The organism is Leptospira saintgironsiae (genome assembly GCF_002811765.1).
Taxonomy (GTDB): Bacteria; Spirochaetota; Leptospiria; order Leptospirales; family Leptospiraceae; genus Leptospira_B; species Leptospira_B saintgironsiae.
This window is the reverse complement of the sequence record NZ_NPDR01000009.1, coordinates 90,824-117,043: the sequence shown is the minus strand read 5'-3', so window position 1 is coordinate 117,043 and position 26,220 is coordinate 90,824. Positions and strand designations below refer to the sequence as shown.

26 protein-coding genes are annotated in these 26,220 nt (G+C 38.7%); 12 read left to right on the top strand and 14 right to left on the bottom strand.

What is annotated here, in order from left to right; genetic code table 11:
- Nucleotides 1–67: 67 nt before the first annotated feature.
- Nucleotides 68–427, top strand: coding sequence for an LIC10280 family protein (lfb1, locus tag CH362_RS16920; RefSeq protein WP_100711493.1), 360 nt, complete (start codon nt 68–70; stop codon nt 425–427).
- Between the two features lie 72 nt (nt 428–499).
- Here the strand turns inward: lfb1 and CH362_RS16915 are convergent, their stop codons facing one another.
- The 4 genes from CH362_RS16915 to CH362_RS16900 form a co-directional block, all read right to left on the bottom strand.
- The gene (locus tag CH362_RS16915) at nt 500–1,573 is read right to left on the bottom strand and encodes a sulfate/molybdate ABC transporter ATP-binding protein (protein WP_100711492.1); all 1,074 of its coding nucleotides are present in this window, start codon (nt 1,571–1,573) and stop codon (nt 500–502) included.
- Nucleotides 1,574–1,582: 9 nt separating this feature from the next.
- Nucleotides 1,583–2,467, bottom strand: a complete 885-nt coding sequence (gene cysW / locus CH362_RS16910; RefSeq protein WP_100711491.1) for a sulfate ABC transporter permease subunit CysW — start codon at nt 2,465–2,467, stop codon at nt 1,583–1,585.
- Nucleotides 2,464–3,291, bottom strand: coding sequence for a sulfate ABC transporter permease subunit CysT (gene cysT / locus CH362_RS16905; protein WP_100711490.1), 828 nt, complete (start codon nt 3,289–3,291; stop codon nt 2,464–2,466). The genes cysW and cysT overlap by 4 nt, the downstream gene beginning before the upstream one ends.
- A gap of 104 nt (nt 3,292–3,395) precedes the next feature.
- On the bottom strand, nt 3,396–4,445 hold the full coding sequence (locus CH362_RS16900; RefSeq protein ID WP_100711489.1) for a sulfate ABC transporter substrate-binding protein: 1,050 nt from the start codon (nt 4,443–4,445) through the stop codon (nt 3,396–3,398).
- Between the two features lie 194 nt (nt 4,446–4,639).
- Between CH362_RS16900 and CH362_RS16895 the strand changes: the two genes are divergently transcribed.
- The 7 genes from CH362_RS16895 (at nt 4,640) to CH362_RS16865 (ending at nt 12,207) form a co-directional block, all read left to right on the top strand.
- Nucleotides 4,640–6,685: a PP2C family protein-serine/threonine phosphatase gene (locus CH362_RS16895; RefSeq protein WP_244280626.1), complete on the top strand. Its 2,046-nt coding sequence runs from the start codon at nt 4,640–4,642 to the stop codon at nt 6,683–6,685.
- Between the two features lie 146 nt (nt 6,686–6,831).
- Nucleotides 6,832–6,966 (top strand): hypothetical protein, encoded by a 135-nt coding sequence (locus CH362_RS19490; protein WP_008589440.1) that lies wholly within the window; start codon nt 6,832–6,834, stop codon nt 6,964–6,966.
- 96 nt (nt 6,967–7,062) lie between these two features.
- A complete protein-coding gene (locus CH362_RS16885; protein WP_100711511.1) occupies nt 7,063–9,540 on the top strand; it encodes a hypothetical protein in 2,478 nt (825 codons plus the stop codon).
- A complete protein-coding gene (locus CH362_RS16880; protein ID WP_100711510.1) occupies nt 9,540–10,688 on the top strand; it encodes a DUF445 family protein in 1,149 nt (382 codons plus the stop codon). The genes CH362_RS16885 and CH362_RS16880 overlap by 1 nt, the downstream gene beginning before the upstream one ends.
- Before the next feature lie 42 nt (nt 10,689–10,730).
- Entirely contained in the window at nt 10,731–11,027 is a 297-nt protein-coding gene (locus CH362_RS16875) for a hypothetical protein (protein ID WP_100711488.1), read from the top strand.
- On the top strand, nt 11,024–11,371 hold the full coding sequence (locus CH362_RS16870) for a hypothetical protein (RefSeq protein WP_100711487.1): 348 nt from the start codon (nt 11,024–11,026) through the stop codon (nt 11,369–11,371). The genes CH362_RS16875 and CH362_RS16870 overlap by 4 nt, the downstream gene beginning before the upstream one ends.
- Nucleotides 11,372–11,493: 122 nt before the next feature.
- The gene (locus CH362_RS16865; protein WP_100711509.1) at nt 11,494–12,207 is read left to right on the top strand and encodes a pirin family protein; all 714 of its coding nucleotides are present in this window, start codon (nt 11,494–11,496) and stop codon (nt 12,205–12,207) included.
- A gap of 144 nt (nt 12,208–12,351) precedes the next feature.
- Here the strand turns inward: CH362_RS16865 and CH362_RS16860 are convergent, their stop codons facing one another.
- Nucleotides 12,352–13,359, bottom strand: a complete 1,008-nt coding sequence (locus tag CH362_RS16860; protein ID WP_100711486.1) for a S1C family serine protease — start codon at nt 13,357–13,359, stop codon at nt 12,352–12,354.
- Between the two features lie 116 nt (nt 13,360–13,475).
- On the bottom strand, nt 13,476–13,787 hold the full coding sequence (locus CH362_RS16855; protein WP_100711485.1) for a putative quinol monooxygenase: 312 nt from the start codon (nt 13,785–13,787) through the stop codon (nt 13,476–13,478).
- 82 nt (nt 13,788–13,869) lie between these two features.
- Here CH362_RS16855 and CH362_RS16850 point away from each other — a divergent pair, with 82 nt between their 5' ends.
- On the top strand, nt 13,870–14,787 hold the full coding sequence (locus CH362_RS16850) for an NAD(P)H-dependent flavin oxidoreductase (protein ID WP_208859605.1): 918 nt from the start codon (nt 13,870–13,872) through the stop codon (nt 14,785–14,787).
- Nucleotides 14,788–14,833: 46 nt separating this feature from the next.
- Here CH362_RS16850 and CH362_RS16845 read toward each other — a convergent pair whose 3' ends face one another.
- From CH362_RS16845 to CH362_RS16820, 6 genes are all read right to left on the bottom strand, one after another.
- Nucleotides 14,834–15,115: a hypothetical protein gene (locus tag CH362_RS16845; protein ID WP_100711483.1), complete on the bottom strand. Its 282-nt coding sequence runs from the start codon at nt 15,113–15,115 to the stop codon at nt 14,834–14,836.
- Between the two features lie 120 nt (nt 15,116–15,235).
- Nucleotides 15,236–15,874, bottom strand: coding sequence for an MXAN_6521/LA_1396 family lipoprotein (locus CH362_RS16840; RefSeq protein WP_100711482.1), 639 nt, complete (start codon nt 15,872–15,874; stop codon nt 15,236–15,238).
- On the bottom strand, nt 15,871–18,786 hold the full coding sequence (locus CH362_RS16835) for an MMPL family transporter (protein ID WP_100711481.1): 2,916 nt from the start codon (nt 18,784–18,786) through the stop codon (nt 15,871–15,873). Before CH362_RS16835 ends, CH362_RS16840 begins: the two co-directional genes overlap by 4 nt.
- Nucleotides 18,786–19,370, bottom strand: coding sequence for an ABC transporter substrate-binding protein (locus tag CH362_RS16830; protein ID WP_100711480.1), 585 nt, complete (start codon nt 19,368–19,370; stop codon nt 18,786–18,788). The genes CH362_RS16835 and CH362_RS16830 overlap by 1 nt, the downstream gene beginning before the upstream one ends.
- Nucleotides 19,371–19,490: 120 nt before the next feature.
- A complete protein-coding gene (locus CH362_RS16825; RefSeq protein WP_100711479.1) occupies nt 19,491–20,303 on the bottom strand; it encodes a hypothetical protein in 813 nt (270 codons plus the stop codon).
- Between the two features lie 178 nt (nt 20,304–20,481).
- Nucleotides 20,482–21,114: a TIGR04282 family arsenosugar biosynthesis glycosyltransferase gene (locus tag CH362_RS16820; protein WP_100711478.1), complete on the bottom strand. Its 633-nt coding sequence runs from the start codon at nt 21,112–21,114 to the stop codon at nt 20,482–20,484.
- Between the two features lie 183 nt (nt 21,115–21,297).
- Between CH362_RS16820 and CH362_RS16815 the strand changes: the two genes are divergently transcribed.
- The gene (locus CH362_RS16815) at nt 21,298–21,483 is read left to right on the top strand and encodes a hypothetical protein (protein ID WP_100711477.1); all 186 of its coding nucleotides are present in this window, start codon (nt 21,298–21,300) and stop codon (nt 21,481–21,483) included.
- Entirely contained in the window at nt 21,480–22,697 is a 1,218-nt protein-coding gene (locus CH362_RS16810) for an LIC_12337 family protein (protein WP_100711476.1), read from the top strand. Before CH362_RS16815 ends, CH362_RS16810 begins: the two co-directional genes overlap by 4 nt.
- Before the next feature lie 74 nt (nt 22,698–22,771).
- Here CH362_RS16810 and CH362_RS16805 read toward each other — a convergent pair whose 3' ends face one another.
- Entirely contained in the window at nt 22,772–23,542 is a 771-nt protein-coding gene (locus CH362_RS16805; protein ID WP_100711475.1) for a phytanoyl-CoA dioxygenase family protein, read from the bottom strand.
- Nucleotides 23,543–23,603: 61 nt separating this feature from the next.
- On the bottom strand, nt 23,604–24,938 hold the full coding sequence (locus CH362_RS16800; protein WP_100711474.1) for a sterol desaturase family protein: 1,335 nt from the start codon (nt 24,936–24,938) through the stop codon (nt 23,604–23,606).
- Between the two features lie 169 nt (nt 24,939–25,107).
- On the opposite strand from CH362_RS16800, the gene CH362_RS16795 reads away from it, so the two are divergent.
- Entirely contained in the window at nt 25,108–26,169 is a 1,062-nt protein-coding gene (locus tag CH362_RS16795) for a saccharopine dehydrogenase family protein (protein WP_100711473.1), read from the top strand.
- Nucleotides 26,170–26,220 lie beyond the last annotated feature (51 nt).

The following is a 26,220-nucleotide window of genomic DNA, read 5'->3' as shown; positions in this document are numbered from 1 at the left end:
GCCTTGAGTAAAAATCTTGATTAGATACGGATCTGTGTTTTTATTTTGCCCTCACTTGGAGGTATTCATGTTTAGAAATCCTAAAGCTAAAATTATAGCTTTATTTACCGTGATCGCTTTGACCGTTTCCTTCTCTTATTTGAGCGCTCAATCTTTGAATGTTTATGGAACTTATAAAGTGACAGGTACAAATCCTGACGGAAGTAAATATAGAGGAAGTGTTACAGTCACTTTGAATGAGGATGGGTCTTACAATTTCCAATGGTCCGTAGGAAATAGTTTCTCCGGAACAGGTTCTTTAAGTGGAAACACTTTAACAGTAGATTGGGGCGATACTTATCCTGTGATCTACACAGTTAAAAGTGGAGGGAGTCGATTAGAAGGTACTTGGGGAAACGGAACAGGTACTGAAATTCTTTCTAAATAAGATCTGCTGCTATAAAAAATCCCCGTGATAAGCGGGGATTTTCTTTATTATTCTTATCTAAATTCTTTTTGACTAGATCGAAAAGTCTTCCATATATTCTACATATACTTTTGCTTTTTTGATCCTGAGATATACTGTTTCGCCAGGTAGTAGATTTAATTCTTTAAAGCTGGATTGGTCGAGCAATGACTCGATTAAAGTTCCTGAATCCAAACGTTTTAATTCAATCCTCACATTTCGACCTGTAGAATGAATGTATTGGATCTCTGCAGGAATTCCTTGGGTAGCTGTCCTTGAAATTTCCACATCATAAGGTCTAACGTAAGCGACTCCTTCTTTGTCTACCACATCTGAATGTTCCGGAGTTGCTACATCTATATCGCCAATCTTTGCAGTTCCTTCGTGGATCCTTCCATGGAAAAGATTTACATCTCCTAAGAAGTGGAAAACGAAAGGAGTTTTAGGTTTATTATAAACTTCGTCAGGAGTTCCTATCTGCTCGATCTTTCCGGATCTTAAAATAACTATGGAATCACTTACTTCTAATGCTTCTTCTTGGTCATGAGTTACGAATACACTTGTGATATGGATCTCGTCATGTAGTCTTCTGAGCCAGGTGCGTAATTCTTTTCTTACTTTTGCATCCAATGCTCCGAAAGGTTCATCTAAAAGTAAAAACTTAGGTTCTATCGCCAATGCTCTTGCTAAAGCAACCCTTTGTCTTTGCCCTCCGGATAATTCAAAAGGAAATCTAGCGTGGAAATTTTCTAACTGTACTAATTTCAAAAGTTGGAATACTTTTTCTTGGATCTCTTCTTTAGAAGGTCTTATGGATCTTGGGCGGACTTTTAAACCAAATGCGATATTTTCAAAAATTGTCATGTGACGGAAGAGCGCATAATGTTGGAATACGAATCCGACTCCTCTGTCTTTTGAACTTTTGGCTTTGGATTTTTCTCCATTGAATAATACTTCTCCTTCATCAGGAGTATCTAATCCAGCAATGATCCTCAGGAGTGTTGTTTTGCCGCTTCCGGATGGCCCGAGTAATGCGACTAGGTTTCCATCTGGGATTGTCAGGTCCACTTGGTCCAAGGCCTGGAATTTTCCGAATCGTTTGCTTACATTTCGAATTTCAATAGACATTCTATTCTCCTAGGATTTGGAAACCTGAACAGTTGTATTTTTTTCTTTTCCGAGGCCAGTTGTTTCTGGGATCTCTATTTCTTCTCTGCGATGAAGATTTCTTTCTAAGATTGTTTTTAAGAGCAAGGTAAGTAGAGAAAGAAATACAAGTACAGATGCAGCAGAAAATGCTCCTACTGAGTTGTACTCATTATATAACATTTCTATTTGTAGAGGGAGTGTGTTCGTCTTTCCTCGGATATGTCCGGACAATACTGAAACTGCTCCGAATTCTCCCATAGCTCTCGCGTTACAAAGTATAAGTCCGTATAAAAGTCCCCATTTAATATTAGGGATGATAATTTTGATAAATGTTTGGTAGAGAGAGGCTCCGAGTAAAATTCCAGCTTCCTCTTCTTCTTTCCCCTGGCTTTGCATGAGTGGAATTAATTCCCTCGCAACAAATGGAAGTGTGATAAATACAGTTGCGATCACAAGTCCAGGAGTATTGAATACGATCTTAATATTCCATTCTTCTAATATATTTCCCATCCAGCCTTGTTTCCCGAAAAGTAATAGAAAGATCAAACCGGAGATTACTGGAGAAACTGCAAATGGAGAATCTATGATCGTAAGTAGAATATTTTTTCCGGGAAATTCAAATCTGGTCAAAAGAAATGCGGCTGTTAATCCGAATGCTGTGTTCAAAGGAACTGCGATTCCCGCTACCTTCAATGTCATTAACATCGCAGCAATTGTATCACTGTCCTTTAAGCCTTGTAGATAAGGTTCCCAACCTTGGGCGAATGCTTCTAAAAAAACTACTGTGATCGGCAGGATTAGAATGATAAATGCAAGAACTAAGACAGAAGAGATCAAAGCCAAGCGGATCCAAACGGATTCTGTTTCTTTCATCCAAGTCTCCTAGAGGCTCTGTTTTGCAGATAATTTATCCCGAACATGATCGTGAATGAAAGAACCAACATCAATACTGCAATTCCTGTTGCCTTCGCATATTCATACTGTTCTAATTTGGTAACTATGAGTAATGGAAGAATTTCAGTTTTACCAGGAAGGTTTCCTGAGATAAAAACAACAGATCCGTATTCTCCAATCCCTCTCGCAAATGCCATACTGGTTCCTGCAAGTAGAGAAGGGATTAATTCAGGTAAGATCACCTTAGTAAATGTTTGGAACCTAGTCGCTCCTAAACAATAAGCACTTTCTTCCAATTCTTTTGGAAGATCTTCCAAGATAGGTTGGACCGTTCTGACTACGAAAGGAAATCCGATGAATACTAAAGCGATTACAATCCCGATCGGAGTGTATGCGATCTTGATCCCATAAGGTGTAAGATATTTTCCGATAAAACCGTTTGGAGCATAGATTGTAGTAAGAGCGATCCCCGCAACTGCTGTAGGAAGAGTGAATGGAAGATCCACGAGTGAATCTAAGATCTTTTTACCTGGGAAATTGTATCTTACCAAAACCCAGGCGAATAAAAATCCTACGAATAGATTGATGATAGCTGCGACTCCACCTGCGCCAAAGCTTAAATACAAAGCCTGCTTAATTCTCTCCTCTGAAAAAACTTCCCAGAGTCCTGAAACGCCTAAAGTCGCAGATTTAAAGAATAATGCGGATAATGGAATGATAACAAGAAGGCTAAGGTAGAAGACTGTAAGTCCTAAGGACAGACCAAAGCTTGTTTTAGAATAAGGACGAAAAATTAGCTTCAAACAGGAAACCCTTTGAGTCGATTCTTGAGAAACGCCCTATTTCGTCAAACCAAGAGCCGCGCCTTGAGCGGCTCCCTTTTTGTAAGTGGATGTAGAGATTCTACTTACTTCTTCGCTTCGCTGTAGATGGAGTCGAAAAGACCACCGTCAGCAAAATGTTTTTTATGAGCTGCCGCCCAGGAACCTTCAATAGTTCTTACATCGAATAATTGAAGTTTAGGGAATTTTGCAATATTTGCTTTCAGGATAGCTGCATCATTCGGACGGAAGAAATGTTTCGCGATGATTTCCTGGCCTTCTTTAGTGTATAAGAAATCCAAGTATGCTTTTGCTATATCAGTGGTTCCTTTTTTAGCAGCCACTTTTTCAACGATTGCTACAGGAGTTTCAGCAAGGATACTTGTGCTTGGATAAACCACTTCGAATTGAGCGACTCCACCGTTTGCTTTTCTGGACTCAGATAGAGCAAGTTCTGCTTCATTTTCCCAAGCAAGAAGAACATCACCGATTCCTCTTTGAACGAAAGTAGTAGTGGATCCTCTGGCACCTGTGTCCAGAACGGAAGTGTTCTTGTAGAGATTTCTAACGAACTCGATCGCTTTTTCTTCAGTTTTGTATTGTTTCTTAGCGAATCCCCAAGCTGCTAAATAATTCCAACGAGCTCCACCAGAAGTTTTAGGGTTTGGTGTGATTACTCCTATTCCTGGTTTTACAACATCATCCCAATCTTTGATTGCTTTAGGATTTCCTTTTCTAACTAAGAAAACGATAGTAGAGTAGTATGGAGTAGAATGGTTGGGGAATGCTTTCTCCCAATCTTTAGAAACAGATCCACCGTTAGTAACGATGCTATCGATATCATAAGCAAGTGCAAGAGTTACTACATCCGCTTCTAAACCGTCGATTACGGCTCTAGCTTGTTTTCCGGATCCACCATGGGATTGTTGGATGGTTAAGTCTTTGCCGGACTTCTTCTTCCAAGATTCTACGAACTTCTTGTTAATTTCTTCGTAAAGTTCCCGAGTTGGATCGAAGGAAACGTTTAACAGAGTATCATCCGCATATGCAGACAAGGAGAAGATAGCGGTTAAAGCCAGAGCGCCTATCCCTTTGGCAATTGACCGTAGTACAGAATTATTAGATTTTGCTTTCATAAGGTTCACTTTTACGTCCCTTCCGACGATAACTCGGAATTTTTATCCAATAAATTGGATATTTATCTGTTATAGTCGGAAGGCCTTTCTTTTTGTCAAGAAGGGTTTTATATTTTAGAACATTTTTTTCCTATTTTGAACGCTTTTTTGATTCGATCCCTCAGACTTCGGTTTAAAGCGGATTTTCTAAAGAAATGAAAAAGGCCTTCACACTCTTAACTCTGGTATTTCTCCCATTCTTCTTTTATGGCTGTTCTGACTCCTCGAAAAAAGTAGAACATCCCGTAATTGTTCAGGGAACACTCGAGTTAAAGAATTATGATCTGGAAGAACAAGGTCCCATTCTACTTTCCGGGCTTTGGAAATTCAGATGGTTGTATTGGAAAAGTTCCGGATTAGAGAGTCAGAACTCCTACGAGGTAGTTAGTGTACCTTCTTCCTGGAACGGAAAGAATGGATCTAGATTGGGGGAAGGTTACGGGACCTATGAACTCAATCTTAAACTAAATCGAAATTATGGAGAACTCGCATTTATCTTACAAGAGCAAAGCTCTTCTTACTTTTTATATGTGAATGGCAAACTTTTAGCTTCTTGTGGAGAAGTTGAATTTCCTTCTTATTCAGATATCACAGTCTTCGAGGTGAAACCTGCATGGTGTAATAAGTTAGTAAAGTTCACTCCGGACGGAGAGGAGCTGAAGATAGACATGCAAATCGCAAACAGGGACCATAGACTCGGAGGTTTTTGGGCACCCATTCGATTTGGAACTGCATCCCTCATGGAAAAAACCTGGAACGCCGAAAGATTTTTGGATCTATTCTTAGCGGGAGGACTTTTCTGCATCGGATTACTTCATCTTATCTATGCAGTTGTAAGAAGGGGAGAAGCCGCCTCCATGTATTTTGGCACCTATTGTGTGATCATGGCAGCAAGGGGTTTATTCTCAGGCACAAGGATTATTTCAGAATATCTTGATTTTCTAAAATACCATCATTATGTTAGGATAGAATATGTTACATTCTACCTTGCAATCCCTGTTTTTTTAAGTTATATACTTTCTGTTTTTCCAAGAGAATTAAAACGAATTCTTGTGGATCTGGTTTGGTGGATCGCTATTGGGGCATGTATAGTCGTTTTAGTATTCCCCGTCAGGATATTTACATTCACGATTACTATCTATTATCTGGTAGCGTTTCTTGCAGGAACACTCGGACTATTTTCACTCACTAAAGCTTCTTTAAGAAGAAGAAAAGGTGCACTTATTATCCTAGCCGGATTCGTATTTGTATATGCTGCAATGATCCACGATATCTTATACGCGACCTTCTATTTAGATACCGGATATTTTACAAATATTGGTGCATTCGTATTTATAGTAGCTCAGTCTGTATTCTTATCTATCAGAAGTTCTGAAAGTTTGGATAGACTTTTAGATCTTTCCAGAAATTTAGAAAGAAGGGTAGAAGAAAGGACCAAACAACTTAGAAATGCACTCCGTCTTATCCAAAATGATCTGAATGTTGCAAGAGAGATCCAAAAAGGACTCTTAAATTTGGAAGACGCCGTTGAAAAGAAGATAGGACAAATCAAATTTGGGATCCTTCATAAACCTTTAGCAGAAGTAGGCGGAGATCTTTACGATATAGCTGAACTTCCAAGCGGCAAGATCCGTATCTTCTTAGCAGATGCAACTGGTCATGGTATACAAGCGGCCCTCATCACAATCCTGATCCGAAGTGTTTATGAAGATCTAAGATTAAAGGAAGAAAGTCCCGGAAAATTACTCTCGGAGATTGGTTCCCAATTCCATGGCAAGTATGGAAATGTTTCCACATTCTTCTCCGCATCCATTTTAGAAATTTCTCCTGATGGAAAAAATCTCACTCTTTCTTTGGCAGGATCTCCTCCAGTTTTGGTCCAGACAAAAGACGAAGAACATATAATTGAATGTGAAAACCCGTTAGTAGGTCTTTTAGAAAATTTCAATTTTGAAGATAAGGAGATCCTACTCACTCCTGGTTTTAGGATACTTTGTTTTACGGACGGTCTTACTGAATCTTCCAGGTTACCTGGAGATTTTTATGGAATAGAAAGAGTATTGGCCTCTTTAAGAACTGGAGACACTCAAAGTTTAGAAGAATTATTAAGCGGCATCCAAGAGGATCTATTCAAGTTTTTAGGAAGTTCAGAACCCAAAGACGATATACTAGTCTTGGGGATAGAGGACCAACATTCCTAAACGAATAAAACATTTACTCTTTCGTGAATATTGGATCGTTTTCTAGTTTTATTGTATTGGACCCCGAAAATCATGGTTAGAGAGAAGGTGAACGGGTCCTTACTTTTAAGAATGGATCCCGAAATCGTTACCTTGTAGAGGACCGTATGGCATTCAAGCTTGACGGGGCAAAATTCCCCACCTTGGAAGAGTTAATTACAGCTCTGTATCCATTGTATGCGGACAAAATGAGCGAAGCTGAATTTAGAAAGTACGTTCAGGAAAATGTGAAAGAGGAATAGTCTTCCTCTTTTTGCCCCGAGCTCTCGGGGCGAATCCTTCCCACTTAAAATCCTCTTTTGCTTGTCAATTCCGGGGGTTTTCCTTACCCTCTCGGCATGCCTTTTTTTCAGAAAAAATGGAGACTTGCTCCGGCTTGGCGAAGGCCCTTACTACTTCTCGCCTCATTCTTAGTTCTTATAATCAAATTCAGATTCTTATTTAGCGAGGATACTCTTTCGGGTTGGAGCCTTCATGCCCAAACTCATTTAGCAGAGATCTACGATTCATTTTTGAATAACGGCCAATCTTTAGGTTATGATAGCCGTTGGTTTTCTGGGATGCCGGTCTTCTACTTTCAGCCTCCATTCTTTTATTTTATGGTGGCTGTACTTCATAAAACAGTCTTCTTCTGGTCTTCACTTTCTCTTTCTTTTAATATAGGAGTTCTTCTTTCTATATTACTTTTTACGTATGCATTTATCAAGTTCAGCCTTTTACTATTAAGTGAAACGAATCATAGAGCAAACACTGTGATGCTCGCAATGTCAGGGCTTTTATTCTTCTTCTTATGTGCTGGAGAAGAGCCGTTCGGACTTTCCTTAGTGGGATTGTTTAGTGGTTCTGTTACCGGATTTTTCGGACTCGGTTGGAGTTTATTAGGTTTTTATTATTTAGAAAAATATAGGACCACTGGGAAATTATCTTCTCTTTCCAAATATTTGGTAGTAAGCGCCTGCGTTTATTATTCTGACCTTCCTTCTTCTTTATTTTATTTGGTCTCTCTTTTGATCTATTTCCTATTCTTGGGAGAAGAGCTTGGAAAAAGAGCGTTCTCCATCGCATTCTTCATTCCGTTGATTGTGGCTACACCGGTTTGGTGGAATTTTTTGAAATATTCTTCTTATCGTGCGGAAACTTTCCCTATGGATACAACTCCAGGGCTAATCTCCATTTTAGGTTCAGGAGCATTAAAGCCGATTTGGGAAGGAAGTGGAGTAATCGCATTTTTATGGAATTTTATCATAGGACTTCATTGGATACAGGTAGTATTTCCGGCTCTATTTCTATTAGGAATTCGTTCTATTCTAAAACGTAAAATTTTTCCTCCTGCATCCAGATTTGTATTTTTCGCAAGTTTGATCTTTTATTGGATCGGAGTAGATACTTCTCTTTCTAAATTTTTCCCAGGTTTAGGATTTCCTTGGTATAGGGCATTAGATCTTTCTTTATTATTTTTAACTTTTTCTGGTTTAGAAACTGCAGTTCATTTGCTTAAGAATAAAACTTCTTCTTTGGTCGCGCAATATTCAGTCTCCGCACTTTTGTTTTTTGCATTAGTAAGATTTTTCTTATGGCATCCAGAGTTAGAATGGAAAGAGAATACTACATTCTTAAAAGATAGTTTCTCCGCAATGGAAATGAAAGATGTAGAAGTTGCACTTTCGGAACTTCCAAAAGATTCTAAAATTTTTCCAGAAATCGACTCCCATAGAAAATGGGGAGACAGTCCTTTTACTTTGGGACTATTGATCAGAAGGGCAGGGCATAGAAATTTGCTCGGAATGGAAGCTGATGCTTCTTTGACTTCTCTTGCACTTCAGCCATATTTGAGTCGTTATCTACCTTGGACTGCTTGGAAAAAAAATCCAGGCTATGAAGAGGAACTTTCACTGGAAGACGCGGGTATAGGATTGCACCGCTTTTTACAGGCAAACGGAACTTCTTATATTATAGGTTCTACAGAAAAACTTTATAAAATCCTAAAATTGAATCCGACTCGTTTTGAATTATTAAAAGGTTGGGTGAATAGAGAAGGACTACGCACAAATGATTCTCCTTCTGAAACGTACGAAAAAGAATTAGAGAATAAATCTTTTTTATTCCTATTTAAGTTGAAAAATCCAGGAGCAGATATTGCAATTCTGACTGAAAAACCTTGGGGAGTCGCTGATTATAAAGAACTCAGCGGAGGGAAATCACTTCGTCCTAAAAGATTTTTATATAATACGAATGAAGCGATCTTGCATGAAGGATTAGATGCTGGGATCGTATTTGCTCGTATTGGCAAAAAAGAGATCGAGGCAGCCGGTCCAAACTATAGTAAATGGTTCCAAGGTTTACTTGTATTAAATGTTCCAAAAGAAGATAATACTTGGAAAGATGAATTCAAATCTAAATACGGAGATCTTTCTTTCTCCGATAGAAATGAATTTTTAGGCAGATTTTTTCCTGTAAAAGAAAAACCTAAAGAACCTGTATTACTTCCTGAACTTCCGATCTTGCCTCGTATTTTTTCGGATGAAGAAGTTTTTGCAGGTCCTGAAACTTCTTCTCTGGAAAAACCGGAACAATCTGCATTAGAAAATCATAATTGTAAGCTTGTCCGAAGATCCTTTTTTCCTAGTTGGGAAGATGCCGAAGGTGGAATATTATTCCAAACGCAAAGAAATGAAATTTTGGTTTGTTCGGGAAAACAGGATTCTGATCTGAAATTTGTTAAAGGGAATTCGGTCTTCTTGACCATCATTCTTTTCCTTCTGCCGATTTTCTTTATATTCTCTTCCTTCGTGAAAGGAAGGTGGTTTTTCCGTTGATCTTGCCGTACGGTAATAAGCCGTACTCTAAACTCCAATTCGTTTCGAATTCACTTTTAGTGTTGTTCGGAAGTATTCTCCTTTTGGGGCTCTGGCAAAAATGGAGCCTTTATATTTGGGGAAATATTTTCATTCATGGCTTAGAAGGTGGACTTGTCGGAGCGATTTGTGATTGGTTTGCAGTATGGAAAACTTACAAAGCGGTTGAATCTGAAAGTGAAACAATCGCGGAAGAAATAGGCAGCTGGGTATCCTCCGATCTCATTAGCGAACATAAATTAAAATCTTATTTAGACGGGATCTTGGATGAACCTGAAAACATCAAAGCGATCAGAGAACTTTTAGACGAACATCTAAAAGGAGAAAAAGAAGTCAGAGAATTCCTGAATCTGATCTGGGATAAAATAGAAGAAGATATAGTATTATATGTTTCTAATTTTAAATTTTCAGGGGCTGATAAACAAATCTTACATGAATTGAATAGTCGCAAGGAGATACTCTCTACTGTTCGATTCTTGGTAGGAGAAACCTTGATGAAGGTTTCAGATCATCAGGATTTTGGGGAAAGGGTCCAAAGGATTACAAAAGGACTTTCATTTCTTGCAAAACCTTTGATTTGGCTTATCGATCCTCAAAAAAGGATAAAAGAATTCGGAGAAGGCCTGAAAGAAGGAAAGGATTTCGAAACGGAAGAGGAAGAAGTTCTATTCGAATTATATTCTATATTCTCTGAATGTGTGGAATTATACATAGGATCCTGGAACGAGTTCCCAGTTGAAAGAAGAGAGGAAGCGGTCCGTGCCTTAGCGGATTTCGGTAGAGAACAATTGAATCGATTGATCAGCGAAGTTGTTCTGACCCATAAGGAAGAAATTTCTAAATTAGAAAATCTGAGAGAATACGGACCAATCCGTTCTTTCCTGGAATTTTTAAGTTCTAAAACGAATGAATCCGTTTCGGAATATGTGGGCGAACAGATCTCTAAAGGGCTGAAATTATTGGAACCCAAACAATTCAGGGAAAATTTAGAACTAAAAACAAGAAGAGTCCTAGAGAAGATCAGGATCAATGGAAGTTTATTAGGTTTTTTAGTTGGATCTGCAATAGGATGTATCGTCCTATTATTCGAAGGAAAATTAGGATTATAATCTCTTGCATAATTTGCAGGTTATTGTTTAGTATTCAAGATCATGGAACTCAAGCGAATTTATATTCTGTTACTCTGTGTAGTATTTAGCGGATGTTATTCGAAAACTATCTTCTATTTTCAAAACATTCGAATGAGACCTCTTCCTCCTCAAGTAGAGCAAAGTTTATACAAACAAAATGAGAAGGGATGTAATGAGAATATTCGTAATATTATAAAAAGAATTCCTGAAAAAAATCCTAGTGCCACTCATATCAGAGATCTGGAGATCTTCCAGTATGACCAAGGAATGTTCGATACATGTTATCGACTCTATTATGGTTTGGAGATCTCTCAATGAAAGTTTTACAATTTTGGATCTTCTTCCTTTTCCTATTTTTATTCACTTACTGCAGCGGCGCCGAAACAATGATCTATCGCGTAGAAAGAGTCGTGCCTGCAAAAGAAAGACCAGTCTTCTCTCCTAAAAGAGTAGAAGGAGAAGATTGTGTGGTTCAAATTTTTCCTTTTATGTTTGCGAGATACGTTCCTGATCTGCAAAGCGCTTATAACCATGCAATGGATAAGTCTCCTCCAGGAACTCAATCAATTGCAAACGGAGAAGTTTATACAAAAGGTTTGTATCTTCCTCCAATCTTTTTATTCCGCTGTATCGTAGTATCCGGGACTCCAAGCTTCGATTAAGGTTCGAAAAGAATTTGTAACCATGATGGTTTTAAATTTAACCAAAATACTTTATATTTGAACTATCTAAGATAGGGTCTGTCTAAATGGTATTCGCCCCGAAAAGGGGAAAGGAGATAAAAATGGAAGCGGTAGTTCATAAGGCAGGCACGAGAGGGAAAGTGGATTTCGGTTGGTTGAAATCGAATCATACATTTTCTTTCGGGAGCTATATGAATCCGGAAAGGATCAGATTTGGTTCTTTGCGAGTATTGAACGACGATATCGTTGCCCCGGGCAGAGGTTTCGATCCGCATCCACACCAAGATATGGAAATCATCTCTATACCGATCAAAGGCGCATTGGAGCATAAGGATAGTATCGGAACTAAAGGAGTGATCACATCCGGAGAAGTTCAGGTAATGTCAGCAGGAACAGGGATCGTTCACTCGGAGTACAATCATTCCGAAACGGATCCTGTGAACTTTTTACAGATCTGGGTGATACCTGATAAAAGGGGAGCTCAGCCACGATATGATCAGAAAAAATTTCTTCCGGAAGATAGGAAGAATCGATTCCAACTTGTTGTTGCTCCTAAAGAATCTCCGGAAGGTCTTTGGATCAACCAAAATGCATGGTTCTCTTTAGGGAATGCAGAAGCAGGAAAAGAACTGCAGTATGAGTCCAAGAATAAGAACGGTGGAGTTTACGCTTTTCTAATATCAGGAAAAGTGAGTATTAACGGAACCGAACTTTCTTCTAGAGACGGCGCAGGTTTTCCTAGAACGGACCTTCTGAAAGTAAACGCTTTGGAAGATTCTGAACTTCTTCTAATGGATGTTCCTGAGATCCAGTAAGGAGTCACTGAGGGAAGGGTAGACACAGAGTTTTTCTCACACAGAGTCACAGAGACACGGAGTTTAAATTTTTTGATTACAAACCCTCTGCGTCTTAGTGCCTCTGTGTGTATTTATCTCTATGTCTCTCTCAACTTTACTTCTCTATTTTAGTTCCCCTGGTTCGATGAAAAAACTTCTGATCGACCCATCTCTCAATAATCGAATTCCCAATTTTTTACCTATAGAAGTCTCATCTAAGATCTTATGAAGATCGTCTACTGTATGGATCTCTTTATCATCCAAGTTTATGATCAGATCCCCATTTCGTATCCCTGCGCGATCTGCAGGAGAGCCTGGTTCCAGAGATAAAACGAGGATCCCGGATTCTGAGCCTAACTTGTTAAAGTTTTTGGTAAGTGTCGGGATCTTTTGGTTTTGGCCTGCGATTCCTAAATATCCTCTTTTGACTGAACCGTTTGTGATTAAACGAGTGATCACATATTCTGCAGTGTTGGACGCTACTGCAAAACAGATCCCTTGAGCAGGAAGAATGATCGCAGTATTGATACCTACAACTCTTCCTTGGAAGTCTACGAGTGGGCCTCCGGAATTTCCTGGATTTAAGGCAGCATCTGTTTGGATCACATTATCAATCAAACGTCCATTACGAGATCTTAATGTTCTTCCAAGTGCGCTAACTACCCCTGCAGTGACCGTGGATTCGAAGCCATAAGGGTTTCCGATTGCGACCACTAACTGTCCAACTTTCAGTTTTTTGGAGTCTGTAAAACTAGAATGAGAGAATAATCCCCCATGCACTTTTAGAACGGCAACATCTGTATGAGGATCATTTCCTACCAGATCCGCTTCTTTGCTGGAACCATCTGAAAGGTTAGCCTTAATTTTAACTGCACCATCTACCACATGACTATTGGTTGCTATGAACCCGTCTGGTGTGAGAAAAAATCCGGAACCGCTTCCTCCTTCTCCTTTTTTGTTCGTGACTTGTAGATGGACCACACTTGGACCAACAGAGTCCACTGCATTTATCACAGATTTGGAATAGGCGTCTAAAATTTCCGCCTCACTTGGCTCTTGATTAGAATTTGTGTCGTTCTTCTTTTCGTAAGAAGAGAGAAAGTCTGCACTCGTATTCGCAAATAATACCATAACCTTTTTGACTCCGGCTTCTATTAGAAAGTCCCTAAAAGAGAAATGTTGATTATTTCAAAATCAGAAAATACTAATTGTTATACGCTATGTCCAAATTTAACCTTATATCTTAATTACTTTTTCCAATCTTCAGGCTTGGGTGATACCGGTTTATAATAAACAGTGGTAGTTCCTTGGGAAAACATTTCAGGCACTGTTCTTCTCCAATTCACAAAATGAGGGGTGTCGAGGTGAGACTTACGTTTAGATTCGCTTTCATACGCTTCTATAATTACAAATCTGCCTTCGTCTCCATCGTTTTGAAGCAGGTCGAATCTAAGAACACCGTTCTCTTTAAGGGACTCTTTGGAAAGTTCACTGCTGATTTCCAGAAATTCTTGGATCCTTTCCGGAAGTATTTTGTAAGAAGAGACTGTAACGATCATAGTCCCCAGTTTCAATATCTGATTTTCTTCTGCCAGAAAAAAAAGATAGATGGAATCGGATCAGAATGAAAGCTTTCCTCTTATGAAAATAAAAACTCCCGTAACGGAGATGCTTGGAATCAATCTGCCCATCATCGGGGCTCCCATGTTTCTCGTTTCATATCCTGATCTAGTTGTAGCAGTTTCCGAAGCCGGAGGCCTTGGAACATTCCCCTCTCAAAACTACCGAACTATAGAAGAATTAAGAAGAGGTTTGGAAGATATCCGATCTAGGACCAAAAAACCGATCGGCGTTAACTTAATTTTACATAAAGCTCATAACCCTAACTGGGCAAAACACTTAGAAATACTTTTAGAATTCAAAGTAGAATTGATCATTACCAGTTTAGGAAGCCCTCGTTCTATTATCAATGAGGCAAAATCAGTAGGCACAAAAGTTTTCTGCGATGTAACTACATTAAGACATGCGAATTTAGTTGCTAAGTCGGGAGCGGACGCTCTGGTTGCGGTTGCTCAAGGCGCCGGTGGACATGCAGGAAATATCTCTCCTTTCAGTTTATTCCCTTATCTGAAAAAAGAGATTGGTCTTCCTGTTCTTGCAGCTGGTGCGATCAGTGGTGGTGCGCAAATGGCAGCTGCAATGTCCTTAGGAGCAGATGCAGTTTATATAGGAACAAGATTAATCGCTACCAAAGAAGCTGCCGCTTCTCAAGAATATAAAGAGATGATCGTTGAGTCTGCACCGGAAGAGATCGTTTATACCGAAAAAATTTCAGGGATTCCTGCAAACTGGTTAAAACGTTCCGTAGAAAAAGCGGGAGATAATTTCCATAACGAAGGTAGTACGGATATAGATCAGGAATTCAAACGTTGGAGAGATATTTGGTCTGCAGGTCACGGAGTGGCTCAGATCGATTCCATTATTCCTGCTGGAGATGTTATAAAAGGAATGGCTGCAGAATACGCCGATATCGTAAATAAGCTGCCTAAACTAGTTTAATATTTTAGAATATTCTAAACCCCCGGAATCGGGGGTTTTTTGTAACTTACTTTTTATCTGAAAAACTTACAGGGATTAGGTGGAATACCCCGAATACAAAAACTTGGGCTGCGTCTGCGATCTTAAATCCGCCTCTGTCTCCAGCGCGAAAGGAATAGATCCCAACTTCTAAAATATGGATCCCTAAAATCACCCAACCTAGGGTGAGAACGATACCATCCAGACTTGGATGTAAATTTACGAGTTGTACGATTCCGCTCAATACTCCCAGCCATAAAAGCCAAAATGCGGCAGTGGAAGCCTTGGATATATTATTTACTAAATTCATTCTTTTCCTCTCGAAAAATCGATTCCGAGTATAGCAATCGATACAGAGGATTTGGTCAAGTATAAGTTAGAATAGAAACTTTTAGGAACAATGTTCGGTATCGCCGGGGCGCCTTTTATCTTAAGAGCCGGATTCTACTTCTATCTTTTCGTCTTGTTCAGCTTCGTTTAAGACTGGACTTGCAATCTTATCCAAAAGAGACTTTAGGATATCGTAATATGGAAGCACCTTAGGACCGACAGATTTTCCGTATTTGTTCTCGTAACTTGTCCTAAGTGTTGCTTCTTCATCTCCTCCCATAAAGTAAGAAGAAGAAGCGGTGCCTTCCCAAAGAACGTCCTTTGAATCACATTTTTGGATTTGTGCTTGGATAGAAATTTTGATCCCGTCTAAAGACGGTCCGAATGTCGCAGGGCTTAACCAAACAAAGAAAGATGGCGTGGTTCCATTCAAGGTCTCATCCAATTTAAGTGTAAGAACACCTTGGGATTTTCCGACCGGAGATTTACAGTTCTGGTTTTTGCTAGAAGGATCCGGATAAACAATAAATTCCTTATGGTGGGCCAATTCCTGCTCAGCCATAGATTTTACTAAACTAGCTTCTACCTTGTTTACTTTGGAACTGGAATCGATTGCCACAGTTAGTCTTTTGAATTTGTCTAAAGAAGATTCAAAATTAGGAGCGATCCTAATTTGTTTTACCGCACAATTTACAAACGAGATCGAAATTAAAAATAAAAGTAAAAGTTTAGATCTCATTTTTTCTTTCCAGTTTTCTTTTTAGGAGCCGCCTTTTTTTTAACGGCTTTTTTGGCTTTCGGTTTTGGAGAAGTTTCCTCTATTACAAATTTAGAAACTGTTTCAGAATCTTCTTCATCTTCAGGGCCTAAGCCTAATGGAACTGCCTCGTCTTCTTCTTGTTTGCGACTTCTGTATGCTAATTCTAAAATTGCAGGAAGCAGGGTAAGTGCGATCAGTAAACAAGCTGCAATACCGATCGTTGCCACTTTTCCAATGGAATGTAATCCTCTTTGGTTTGCAAGAAGTAGAGCACTCCATCCTACTAAAGTAGTCAATGTGGATGCGATTACCGCAGGCCCAACCATCGCCATTGCTTTTACAATATCATGGTCTTCTCTGAATCTATAATAGATATAGATACCATTCTGTATTCCATATCCTATGATGACCGGGAAAACCAGAACATTCATAAAATTTAATTTAAGATCTATGATCGACATGAGCCCTACAGTTACCACTAATCCCAATAGAAGTGGGATCAATGAGAGTAGTGCAGGCAAGAATGCTCTATAGAATAGTATCAAAACTATGATCACAAGCACCAAGGTAATAAAGAATGCGGCAACTCCTTCTCTTTTTACGATCATGATGAGCTGTGCAAACAACATCAAACTTCCCGCTGTATCCGTTTGGAATGTGTAAGATCTAACTTGGGCTATATCCTTATAAGGTCTATGCTCTAAGATCGTATCTGCGGTTCCAGGTAGGATATTTATGGAGAGAAGTTTTTCCTTAGAATAAGTATTAAGTGCATTTAATAAAATTCTATTTTCTGCAGGTGAATAGTTCTCTTTGACTGGATCTATTTCGGATTCTTTTTGGGTTCCTGTGGAATATAGGATCGCATTTAAGGTCCTTCTGGAAACTTTAGGGACTTCTAATCTACCGATTGCAGCAAAAAATTCCAATAATTTTCCGCCATGCCATAAGGCTACCTTAGGATATAGGAATAATAGATGTCCTTTTTCTTTGGAACTTGCAACTTCCTTGAACTGAGAGGAAAAATAATCCGGAACTGCAGTGTAATTGTAGGGTTTAATAGATAAGAATAATTTTGCCTTAGGTAGATACTTTCTTTGCTCAGGTTTTAAGAAAGAAGCTTTTACAGGCTTCATATCTTTTGCGAGCTGATCCAAAACTTTACGATTTTCTAATTGTTGAGAATATGGCGGAACAAAATTCCAAAGGGAAACCACTTGGTCCACTGAACCTGCGATCGATTCCGGAACTGGGTTTAAATAATCAAATACTGCTTCTGATTCTTCTAAAGTTTTTACTACGATTGCTTGCGGATCGGAAGAAATATCAAAACGATCTGCGATCTCATCGTATAAGTTTACGGATTCTAAATTTTCAACTAAAAGGTTTCTTCCGTTCACGTCGAATTGGACTTTTGGAGCAAAAATCCCAAAGAATAAAACAAGAACTAAAACGCTTATTGATAGAATTCCAGGTCGAGAATAAAATTTTCTTAATAAACCGGAAGGTGTTTGTTGTTCTTCATTTAATAAGAAAGCCTTAGAAAGGGAAGGGAACCATTTTAAAAGTAAAGCGATCTGCAGTGCTGTAACACCATACATTGCGACCGCGATCAGGACGATCCCATAAGTTGCTATAATTCCGAACTCGCTGAATCCTCTGAATTCTGAGAAGGAAAGAACTACGAATGCAGAAGTAGTAGTTAATGCAGAACTGAAAGACGCAATCCCTGTATGATAAATTGTATCCTTGATCGCTCTTACGATATCTTGCTTTTTAGTGAACTCTTCTCTGAATCTGTATAAAAATTGGATCCCATAGTCTATCCCAAGGCCCATTAGAATGGAACCGATGATGCTTGTGATACTATTCAATTGACCAATTAGAAGTCCAGTTAACCCGAAGGTCATGAGTAATCCGCTGAGTAAAGAGAATAGAAGGATTATTATAAAAAGTGGATTACGGAAAAATAATAAAAGTAGAAGTCCTATTCCTAAAAAAGAAGCTATTCCGATAGGTTTTAACGCTTTAACCAAGGTTTCATAATCGTCTTGGTTGAGTTTATAAGCTCCAGTGTAACCTGCGTAAATTCCGTCTTCTTGTATTCCCAAAGTTTTTACTAAACCTTGGACTTTCGTATCTATTTTTTCTAAAAATTCAATATCCACGAAAGAGCCGGTAGGTTTGATCAATACGATCAGCATTCCTTTTTCGGGAGAAATATTATATTCGTCGAATATATCTCTTTTGGCTAATTTTTGGTATTTGGAAATAATATCTGTGAAATCCGGATTATATTCTTCGTTAGTAAGTTTGATGAAGAATGGATTTGCTTTTTCTATTTCATCGTCTATCTTACGTTTTACTCTTTTACGGATCTCTTTTAGATCTTCTGTTTTTAAGAATAAAGGAAGTCTATCTTGTAAAAAAGAAACATTATATCTATAAGAAACATAACGTACTAATTCTTTATCTTTTAAAACTTCCGCAGCAAGTTTGTCCGATGCTTTTTTAAGTGCGATCTCTTTGGCTTTGTAATAGGCAATGTTCTTACGTTTTGCCTCGTCAGCCAGTTCCAATTCTTTCTTTTGGGTTTCATGATCACCATTACGTTTGGCTTGGAATGCCTTGGTAAGATGTTCTGTCATTCCCTTGTCGTCTTTGAATTTGAGGGCGACAGTATAAAATCCACTTCCGCCGATCATTTCGATCACACGTTTTGTTTGTACAACAGAGGGGTTATCGGAAGGAAGAAGTTGTAGGTTATCGCTGTTAATAGAAAGTCTGGTTGCTAAAAAACCAGAGATGACCAGGAAAATAAATAGGATTGCGGAAGAAGCGGCCGGTTTGGTTAACACCAACTCGGTCGCCTTAGAAAGAAGTTTTCTCATCAGTTCTTAGCTGCTTTTTGTATTAGGGAAATAGTCCCCTTGATTCCGTTTTTCTTAATAGACGGCTCTATGTTTTTAGTGCGGTTGATCTCTGTGGCAAGTTTACCCTCTGTTTCGAAATCGCTGATGTACCAAGCTCCTTCGGATTCGGAAAGTATCCAAGCAAACTTGATCTGGTCAGAACCTTTATAAAGGATAGAAGATCCGATTCTTGCTTGTTTACCATTCACTGCAGGTTTATCGTAAGTGATATCAATCTTATCAAAATATTTTAATGCGATTGGAAATGCTTTGTTTACAATATACTCGGAGATCGCTTCTTCGAATTCTTTTCTTTCCGCTGCAGAAATTTTATGATCTCCAATTAGTTTTTCGGAGAATTTTCCTACATGGATCAGAGCTATAGCCTTGTCGTTTTTCTTATAACGAATAAAACCGATCAATTTTTTAACGGCGGATAACGTCTGCTCTTCTGCCGAAACTTCCGGAGAAGTGGTTTGGGTTTCGTTAGTAGTTTGGGAATCCTGGGCGAAAAGAAAACCCGAGGAAAGTAAACAAAACAATAAAATTTGATATAGTTTCACAGATATTACCTAAGGAAGGATCGATCCAAAAATTTTACAATCAGGTAAAAATAGACTGCATACTGTCTGGATAAATTTACAGTAATGTACGGGGAAGGCTTAAGTCAACGGAAATTAGACTTAATTCGGGCGGAGAAAATCATATGCCTGGCTTCCACAAGAAAATGATAAAACTTTCGGTGTTAGGCAACTCAATAGTAGAGGATGTTTCGCTTTATACTGTTCCACCAAAATTTGAGTAGTATGTTCTTTCGCAAGGTCTGCGGCCCAATCATGATAACTAATGGGTATCCCAGGAAGAACAGTTTTGAGACTTCTGTGACTATCAGAGGCGTCTTTATTCAGGCATGCATGGGTTGCAAATGTGTAATTGCCATGTAGACCTTCTTCCGCATCAAAACAATCTCCTGCTTCTTCTGTATGTTCTATGATTGGAAGTAGATTAAAATAACCTGTTTGGATCTCTTTCATACTTAAAAAAATCCAAGGATGTTCAATCGGGGCGAGAATGCTCACCATAGGATAATTTTCGGCCCAATTGGAATGAGAATAAAAATCCTGAGTGATATGTAGTGCCATTCCCAATTTTATCAGTCCAGTGATATGATTGGATTCTCTATAAGAATCATCCTTTAATGTCCTGAAACGATCTGCACATCCCAGAATATTATCATTATCGCAATGATATGCATCATTATTCATGAATGCAGAATCCGCTCTCAAATTTCCTTGGACAATTAACTCCATACAGTCCGCTCTCAGATCCCAGCCGGTCTTATCTGCAAATTCAAAAAATGCCTCTTGGGTAATACTCGTATGAGTATGTGGGCCCTTCTTCCCGAAAGCTCTTAAAGGAATAAGAGAAGATAGAAAATAAATGGAAAATCCAAACACCAAAAATTTTAGAAAAATAAAGTTAGTTTTACTGCTCATTTATGTAATCAATCAATTACATAAATGAGACCTGAGATCCTCTGCAAGTAGGCAAATAATTACATAATGAAGAAAAAATATGAATTCTTTCTCTGGACATGGGTCGAGACCGAAGTTTATAGACTATATTCTATTTTTTTAATGTTTAGGATATGTGAAGTTTCGTGTGATATATGGATCAGGAACCGTTCTTTTTCCAATCCCAGATACCATTTGATTCAAAATAATCCAAATCTTGGACATCATCTAGATCGGTTAATACAGGAAGAAGTCCTACTTGTTTCCTGGCCCATTGCAGTTTTTCCAGACTTCTGGCAAAAACAGTTTCAGTACTCCATTCTATTCCATGAAAAAGTTCAGGAGTATCAGACTTGAGTCCTACCAGATAATAACCACCGTCTTTGGCAGGACCTAGAACAACATCTTTATGATCTAAAATATGAAATGCTTCTTTGAGATGTAGGAGGTCCAACTCTGGACAATCACTTCCTATTAGTATCGCAGGACCTGAACCATTCTGAAAACAATACAAGAATGCATTTCTCATCTTCTCCCCTAGATCTTTTCCTTCTTGTTTGCGGATAAGTAAAGGAGAATGTCCCCAACTTCCCAAGTCAGATGGATTCGGGAGATAAGAATCAAACCAAAGAACTTTAGGAACATCTAAGTCTTTGCAAGCAGATCTGGTTTTTTCGACCAGTGCCTGATATACTTCCAGTGCGGCTTCTTCTCCTATGTCCTTAGCTAAACGTGTCTTAACTTTTCCCGGGACTGGGTTTTTCAGAAATATATTCAAGATTGGACCTTTCATTTTGTCTCCGAAATGTTATGATCTTAGGGCATCTATTCCTTGGGGGACGTTTTTTCCAAGGATTAAGCGAAATAAAGCTTTTCTTTGGTATATTGGTTTGTTAATTAGAACAAGCTCTTTAAATCTAAATCAATCTGAAAAAAATTAAATCTCAGATGTTCATTATTCTATAAGGAGATACTTATGATCTTAAATCTAAAAAGAGGGATTCTACTTATTAGCTTAGGGATCATCCTGACTGGGTTAGTCGGGACTGCCTGCGCGCCGGGAGGAAAAGACCCATTCATCCCTCTATTCAATCTCGGATACCAATTGGAAAAAAGCAAAACTGGATTTTTTATTATCGTTCCAAGAGGAATTGCACAGTGAAGTTACAAAATCGTCGCTCTATACTTCCTAAAATCGTTCTGGCTTTATTAGTCTTTTTCGGGATCACTGCTGGTTTTAAATTTAATCCAGGATTTAAGAAGGCAGAAAATCATATTCCGTTTTCATTAAATGTTTCTTTACTTAGACCATTGCACGCGACTGCGGACCAATGGGGTTTTGTAAGAGGATCAGCTTCTTGGGCTCGTGGAAATTCACTCTTTATGGATGATGTCATTGGTTCTATCCAGTCAAATCCAGGAATTGTTTTTCTTGCAAGCCAGCCTGGAGGACTTGTGCAGAATAATTTCTCCACTACCTCCGGAACCGACTTTACGATCTCTATTAAGTTAGGAGGAACCTTTACGGCTTCTTCTACCGCTTATACAGGAACTAAGGATTTTTCCAATTATTTGGAATTGAGAAACGAAGGTACTACAGGAACCGCAGACATTGCATTACAATTTTATTGGGATGATAATCCTAGGGATACAACCCAGGACGGCGCGCTTGTTAGATATCGTTTAAAAATGTTAAATCCTTCTCAGGACAGTGGATCTCTAGCAGATATCGAAAGTTATGTGTATTCTCCTGATCTTGCTGATGCAAAATACGTTCCTGCAACTCATAATAATGTAGTGCAAGGTTTGGTCCAAGTATATTCTTGGGATAATAAGTTAGCAGAAGATACTGAGATTGGAAATAATGCAACGAAGGGAAGAGTGATCCTGGAAGAAATGGACAATCGTACCGTTTTTTGTTTCAAGACAGTGGTTCGAATTTTGGGGGGTGCAAACTTAATGCCTACCCTTTATCCGAATGAAGGATTCTGTAATAACGCTGCTGCTAATGATGAATATTATAAATTAGCTTATAGCCAAAAGCTTACCGGTGATCTAGAAGTTACTGCAAAATCTGGTTGGGAAGAACCATCCGGAGCAACTTTATCTACTGGGGACGGAAGTCTTTGTGGCACACCTGTTTCCTTGAATTATGGATTGTTTAATATGAATGGATTTGTGAAGGATTTTGTAGATGCTTCTGATATCCCTGCTAATTACGTCCAAGCAACCCGTGTAGATGGTCTTTATGCAAGGATTGGAACTTCTGGTAAATCTGGAGATTCAGGAGACGACAAAAGCGTTCTTTGGGATGATTTAAGAAAATCTACCATTGATGCATTGGATATTGTATTCGAGGCTTCTCCAACTTTATAAGAATCTCTTAAATTTCTTTCTCACTAAAAACCCCCGCTCTTCGGGGGTTTTTTATTACCCAGAGGTTCTAAATTTCAATCTTCCGATTGTTCGAAAATTTCAGGATTTTCCAGTTTAGATAGAATAGACTCTTCCGGAAATTGGCGGAACATTTTTGAATTCGATCTTTTATCTGGAAAATTCGTATAAAGAATATCTAATGAATGTCTTTCTTCTCCATAAATTCCCCTATGGATCAAATGAGCGGAGAATACTAAAAGATCTCCGGGATTCTGAGGGACCAAAACACTACTGGGTAAGTTTTCGTAATTTTTACGGCCGTTTTTCTCCATGCGTATTTCGTATTCTTCTTCATTGTCCCATCTTGTATGGGAACCTGGAATAAATTCTAAACCTGGATCTGGAAAGAATGGGATCCTAAAATGGAATACCTTTGTGCGCTTTAAGATATTCTTTTGTTCTTCTTCTGAAACTCCTAAATATTGCAGATCCCTATGCCAATAATTCTTTTTGTTTGGAGAAATTGGATTAAAAAATAGCTGAGTGTTTAGGAAGTATGTCTTCTCTTGTATTATACTTTTTGCAAGTTTAACGATCTTGTTTGAGGAAATAAAACGAAATAGCGAAAGTCTATCCGATTCTGCCGCGCAAAAATCGGAACTGGTCAAATAGGCACTGTTGACTGAATTTTCATCCGGAAATCTGGTCTTCCATTTGGAATTTGCATCTAAGAATATTTTCTGGACCTTCTTTAGCTCTTCTGAGCTAAAAAAATTTGAATAAAGAAAATAGCCGTTTTTTAGGAGAGACTCGTTTCCGTCGGAAACGGTTTTGTTTGGATTCATTTAGTAGAACTTCTCCGCATGCAATGCTAAACATTCAAGCGGAGAAGTGCGCGATTACTAATTAAGCGGCTTTGCTACGGATTTCTTTTACTGGATCAATATCCTTCCATTCTGTAAATGAATTTCTCTGAGAGAAAAACCATGCAAGTGAAAGTGCACCAAATCCAGCTACGATAAACGCTGTTCCAGTAGAAACTCCTAAAAGGAAAGCAGCTCCTACCAAAAGTGCGATTCGGACCGGCTCTAAATATAGAGTCCAACGTTTCAGATCTAAAATTCCTCCAACAGTTGTTAAGGAGAATATACTGAAGAAGAAGATCGTATATAGTAATCCTACAGGAATAGAATTTACTTTTACGAGCATAGAGAATGTTCCTACCAATGTAAGAACAAACCAAGTAACTGCGTAAGCGGTCAAACTTTTGGAAAGGGAAACATCATATTTTTTGAATGTTTTCTCATCCACTTCAGGAATAGGGTATTGTCCGCCTAAATCCTGAGGTCTCCATCCTGGCATTGCTAAAAATGCTTTGATCTTATCCGACCAACGAGGGCTTTGTTTTGCTTGTTCCCACATTTCTACCCAGTAATGAACATTTGCCCATAATGGATTAAAGCTGCGGAGAGGTTTAACTGTTCCGTAAACAGGAGTTTCTTCTTCTACTTGGAAGGTTCCGAACCATCTATCAAAAACGATCAATGTTCCGCCATGGTTTTTATCAATATATTTAGGATTGATACCGTGGTGAACTCTATGGTGAGAAGGTGTATTAAAAATAGCCTCGAACCATTTAGGGAATTTATCGATCGCTTTTGTATGGATCCAGAATTGATAGATCAAATTTAATTGTCCGTTCAGAACCATCACGATAGGAGAAAATCCAAGGACAGCTATAGGAATATAGAAGATCCAAGTGAATAGTCCGTGAAAACTTGCCTGACGTAATGCAACAGTAAGATTATATTCTTCACTTTGGTGGTGAACCACATGTCCCGCCCAAAGAAAATTCACTTCGTGACTTAATCTATGAAGCCAATAATAAGCTAGATCATAAAGTACGAAGCAGGTGACCCAAACTGCTATAACAATTGTCCAAGCCCAGGTAGAAGCAGAAAGTCCTAATACTTCAGAAGAAGGCATCCAAGAAACTGGCTCACTTGGCCAAGAAGGAAGATTGAATATTCTCCAATTCTCATATACCCAAAGATATGCGAAAAATGTGATCGTCTTAAAAATGATCCCGAAAATCTGACTAGCGATCCCAGCACTGAGATCGTTGATAGAATCGTTCAGACGATAAAGTTTTCTTTTATGATACCAGGAGAATGCGAGCTCCAACCCGATCAGCAAAAAGAAGAATGGAATTGCGATTGTGATAAGATTTATTTTTTCCATAATACAAGCCGGTTAACCTCTATCATTCCTCGCTGAGTAACTGGGTCAATCCAAAACTAAAACAGACTCCAAATCGGAAATTCTTTACCTATCATTTGTGTGAAAAAAACTAACTCGTTCGTGGTATGCAGGTTGACTAAATTAAAAACGATGTCGTAGTTCCTACCTTATGGCAGTTTCAAAGTGGATGATTTATGGAGCGAACGGTTATACAGGAGAGCTCATCGCAAGAAGAGCAGTGTCTCGCGGTTTAAAACCTGTACTCGCAGGAAGAAGCAGAGGCAAAATAGAAGAGCTCGCAAACGAACTGCGTTTAGAATATAAAATTTTCGATTTAAATAATTCGAACGAGGTCGGTTTACATATACAAGGATTCCAACTCGTACTACATTGTGCGGGGCCTTTCATCCAAACTTCTGTCCCAATGGCAAAGGCATGTATTTCTAAAAAAGTACATTATCTGGATATCACTGGAGAAATTCCAGTATATGAATCTCTCCAAGCTTTAGGAGAAGACGCAGAAAAAGCAGGAGTTCTACTTTTACCTGGAGTAGGATTTGATATTGTTCCGACAGATTGCCTTGCTTCTTCTTTGAAAGAATCACTTTCTAAACCTAAGTTTTTGGAACTTGCGTTTGTGGGTTTAAGTGAGGTTTCTCCAGGCACGATGAAAAGTGCACTTGCTCAATTGCCTTACGGTTCTAAGATCAGAAGGGATGGACAGATGGTTGGAGTTCCTCATCTGAGTAGATCTAGAAAAGTTGCTGCTAATGGGAAAACCTACAAGGTGTATGGAATTCCTTGGGGAGATGTTTTCACAGCTTATATTTCTACAGGTATCCCAAATATAGATGTGTATACGGATATTCCTTCCGGACAAGTAAACGCGTTACGCTATTTTAAACCGATCATCTCTTTATTAAAAATTCCCTTTGTATTAAAAGGAGTCCAGGCATTGGTAGGAAAAACGATCAAGGGTCCTGGAGAAAGAACTAGAACCTTAGTCAAAACGACTGTATGGGGAGAAGTTCGATCCGAAGAAGGAAAAAAATTCGCCAAAGTTTTAGAATGTAAAGAAGGTTACGAATTCACAGTGGAATCATCACTTGCCGCAGTTTCCAAGGTGCTTTCCGGGAAAGGAGGAAAAGGATTTAAGACCCCAAGTCTTGCATTTGGTTCCGAATTCGTTTTAGAAATTCCTGGATCTAAATGGAAAGATATTTCAAATTGAATAGAAGTCATATTCTTTCGGTTTAGAATTTATTCTTTACATTCTTCTCCA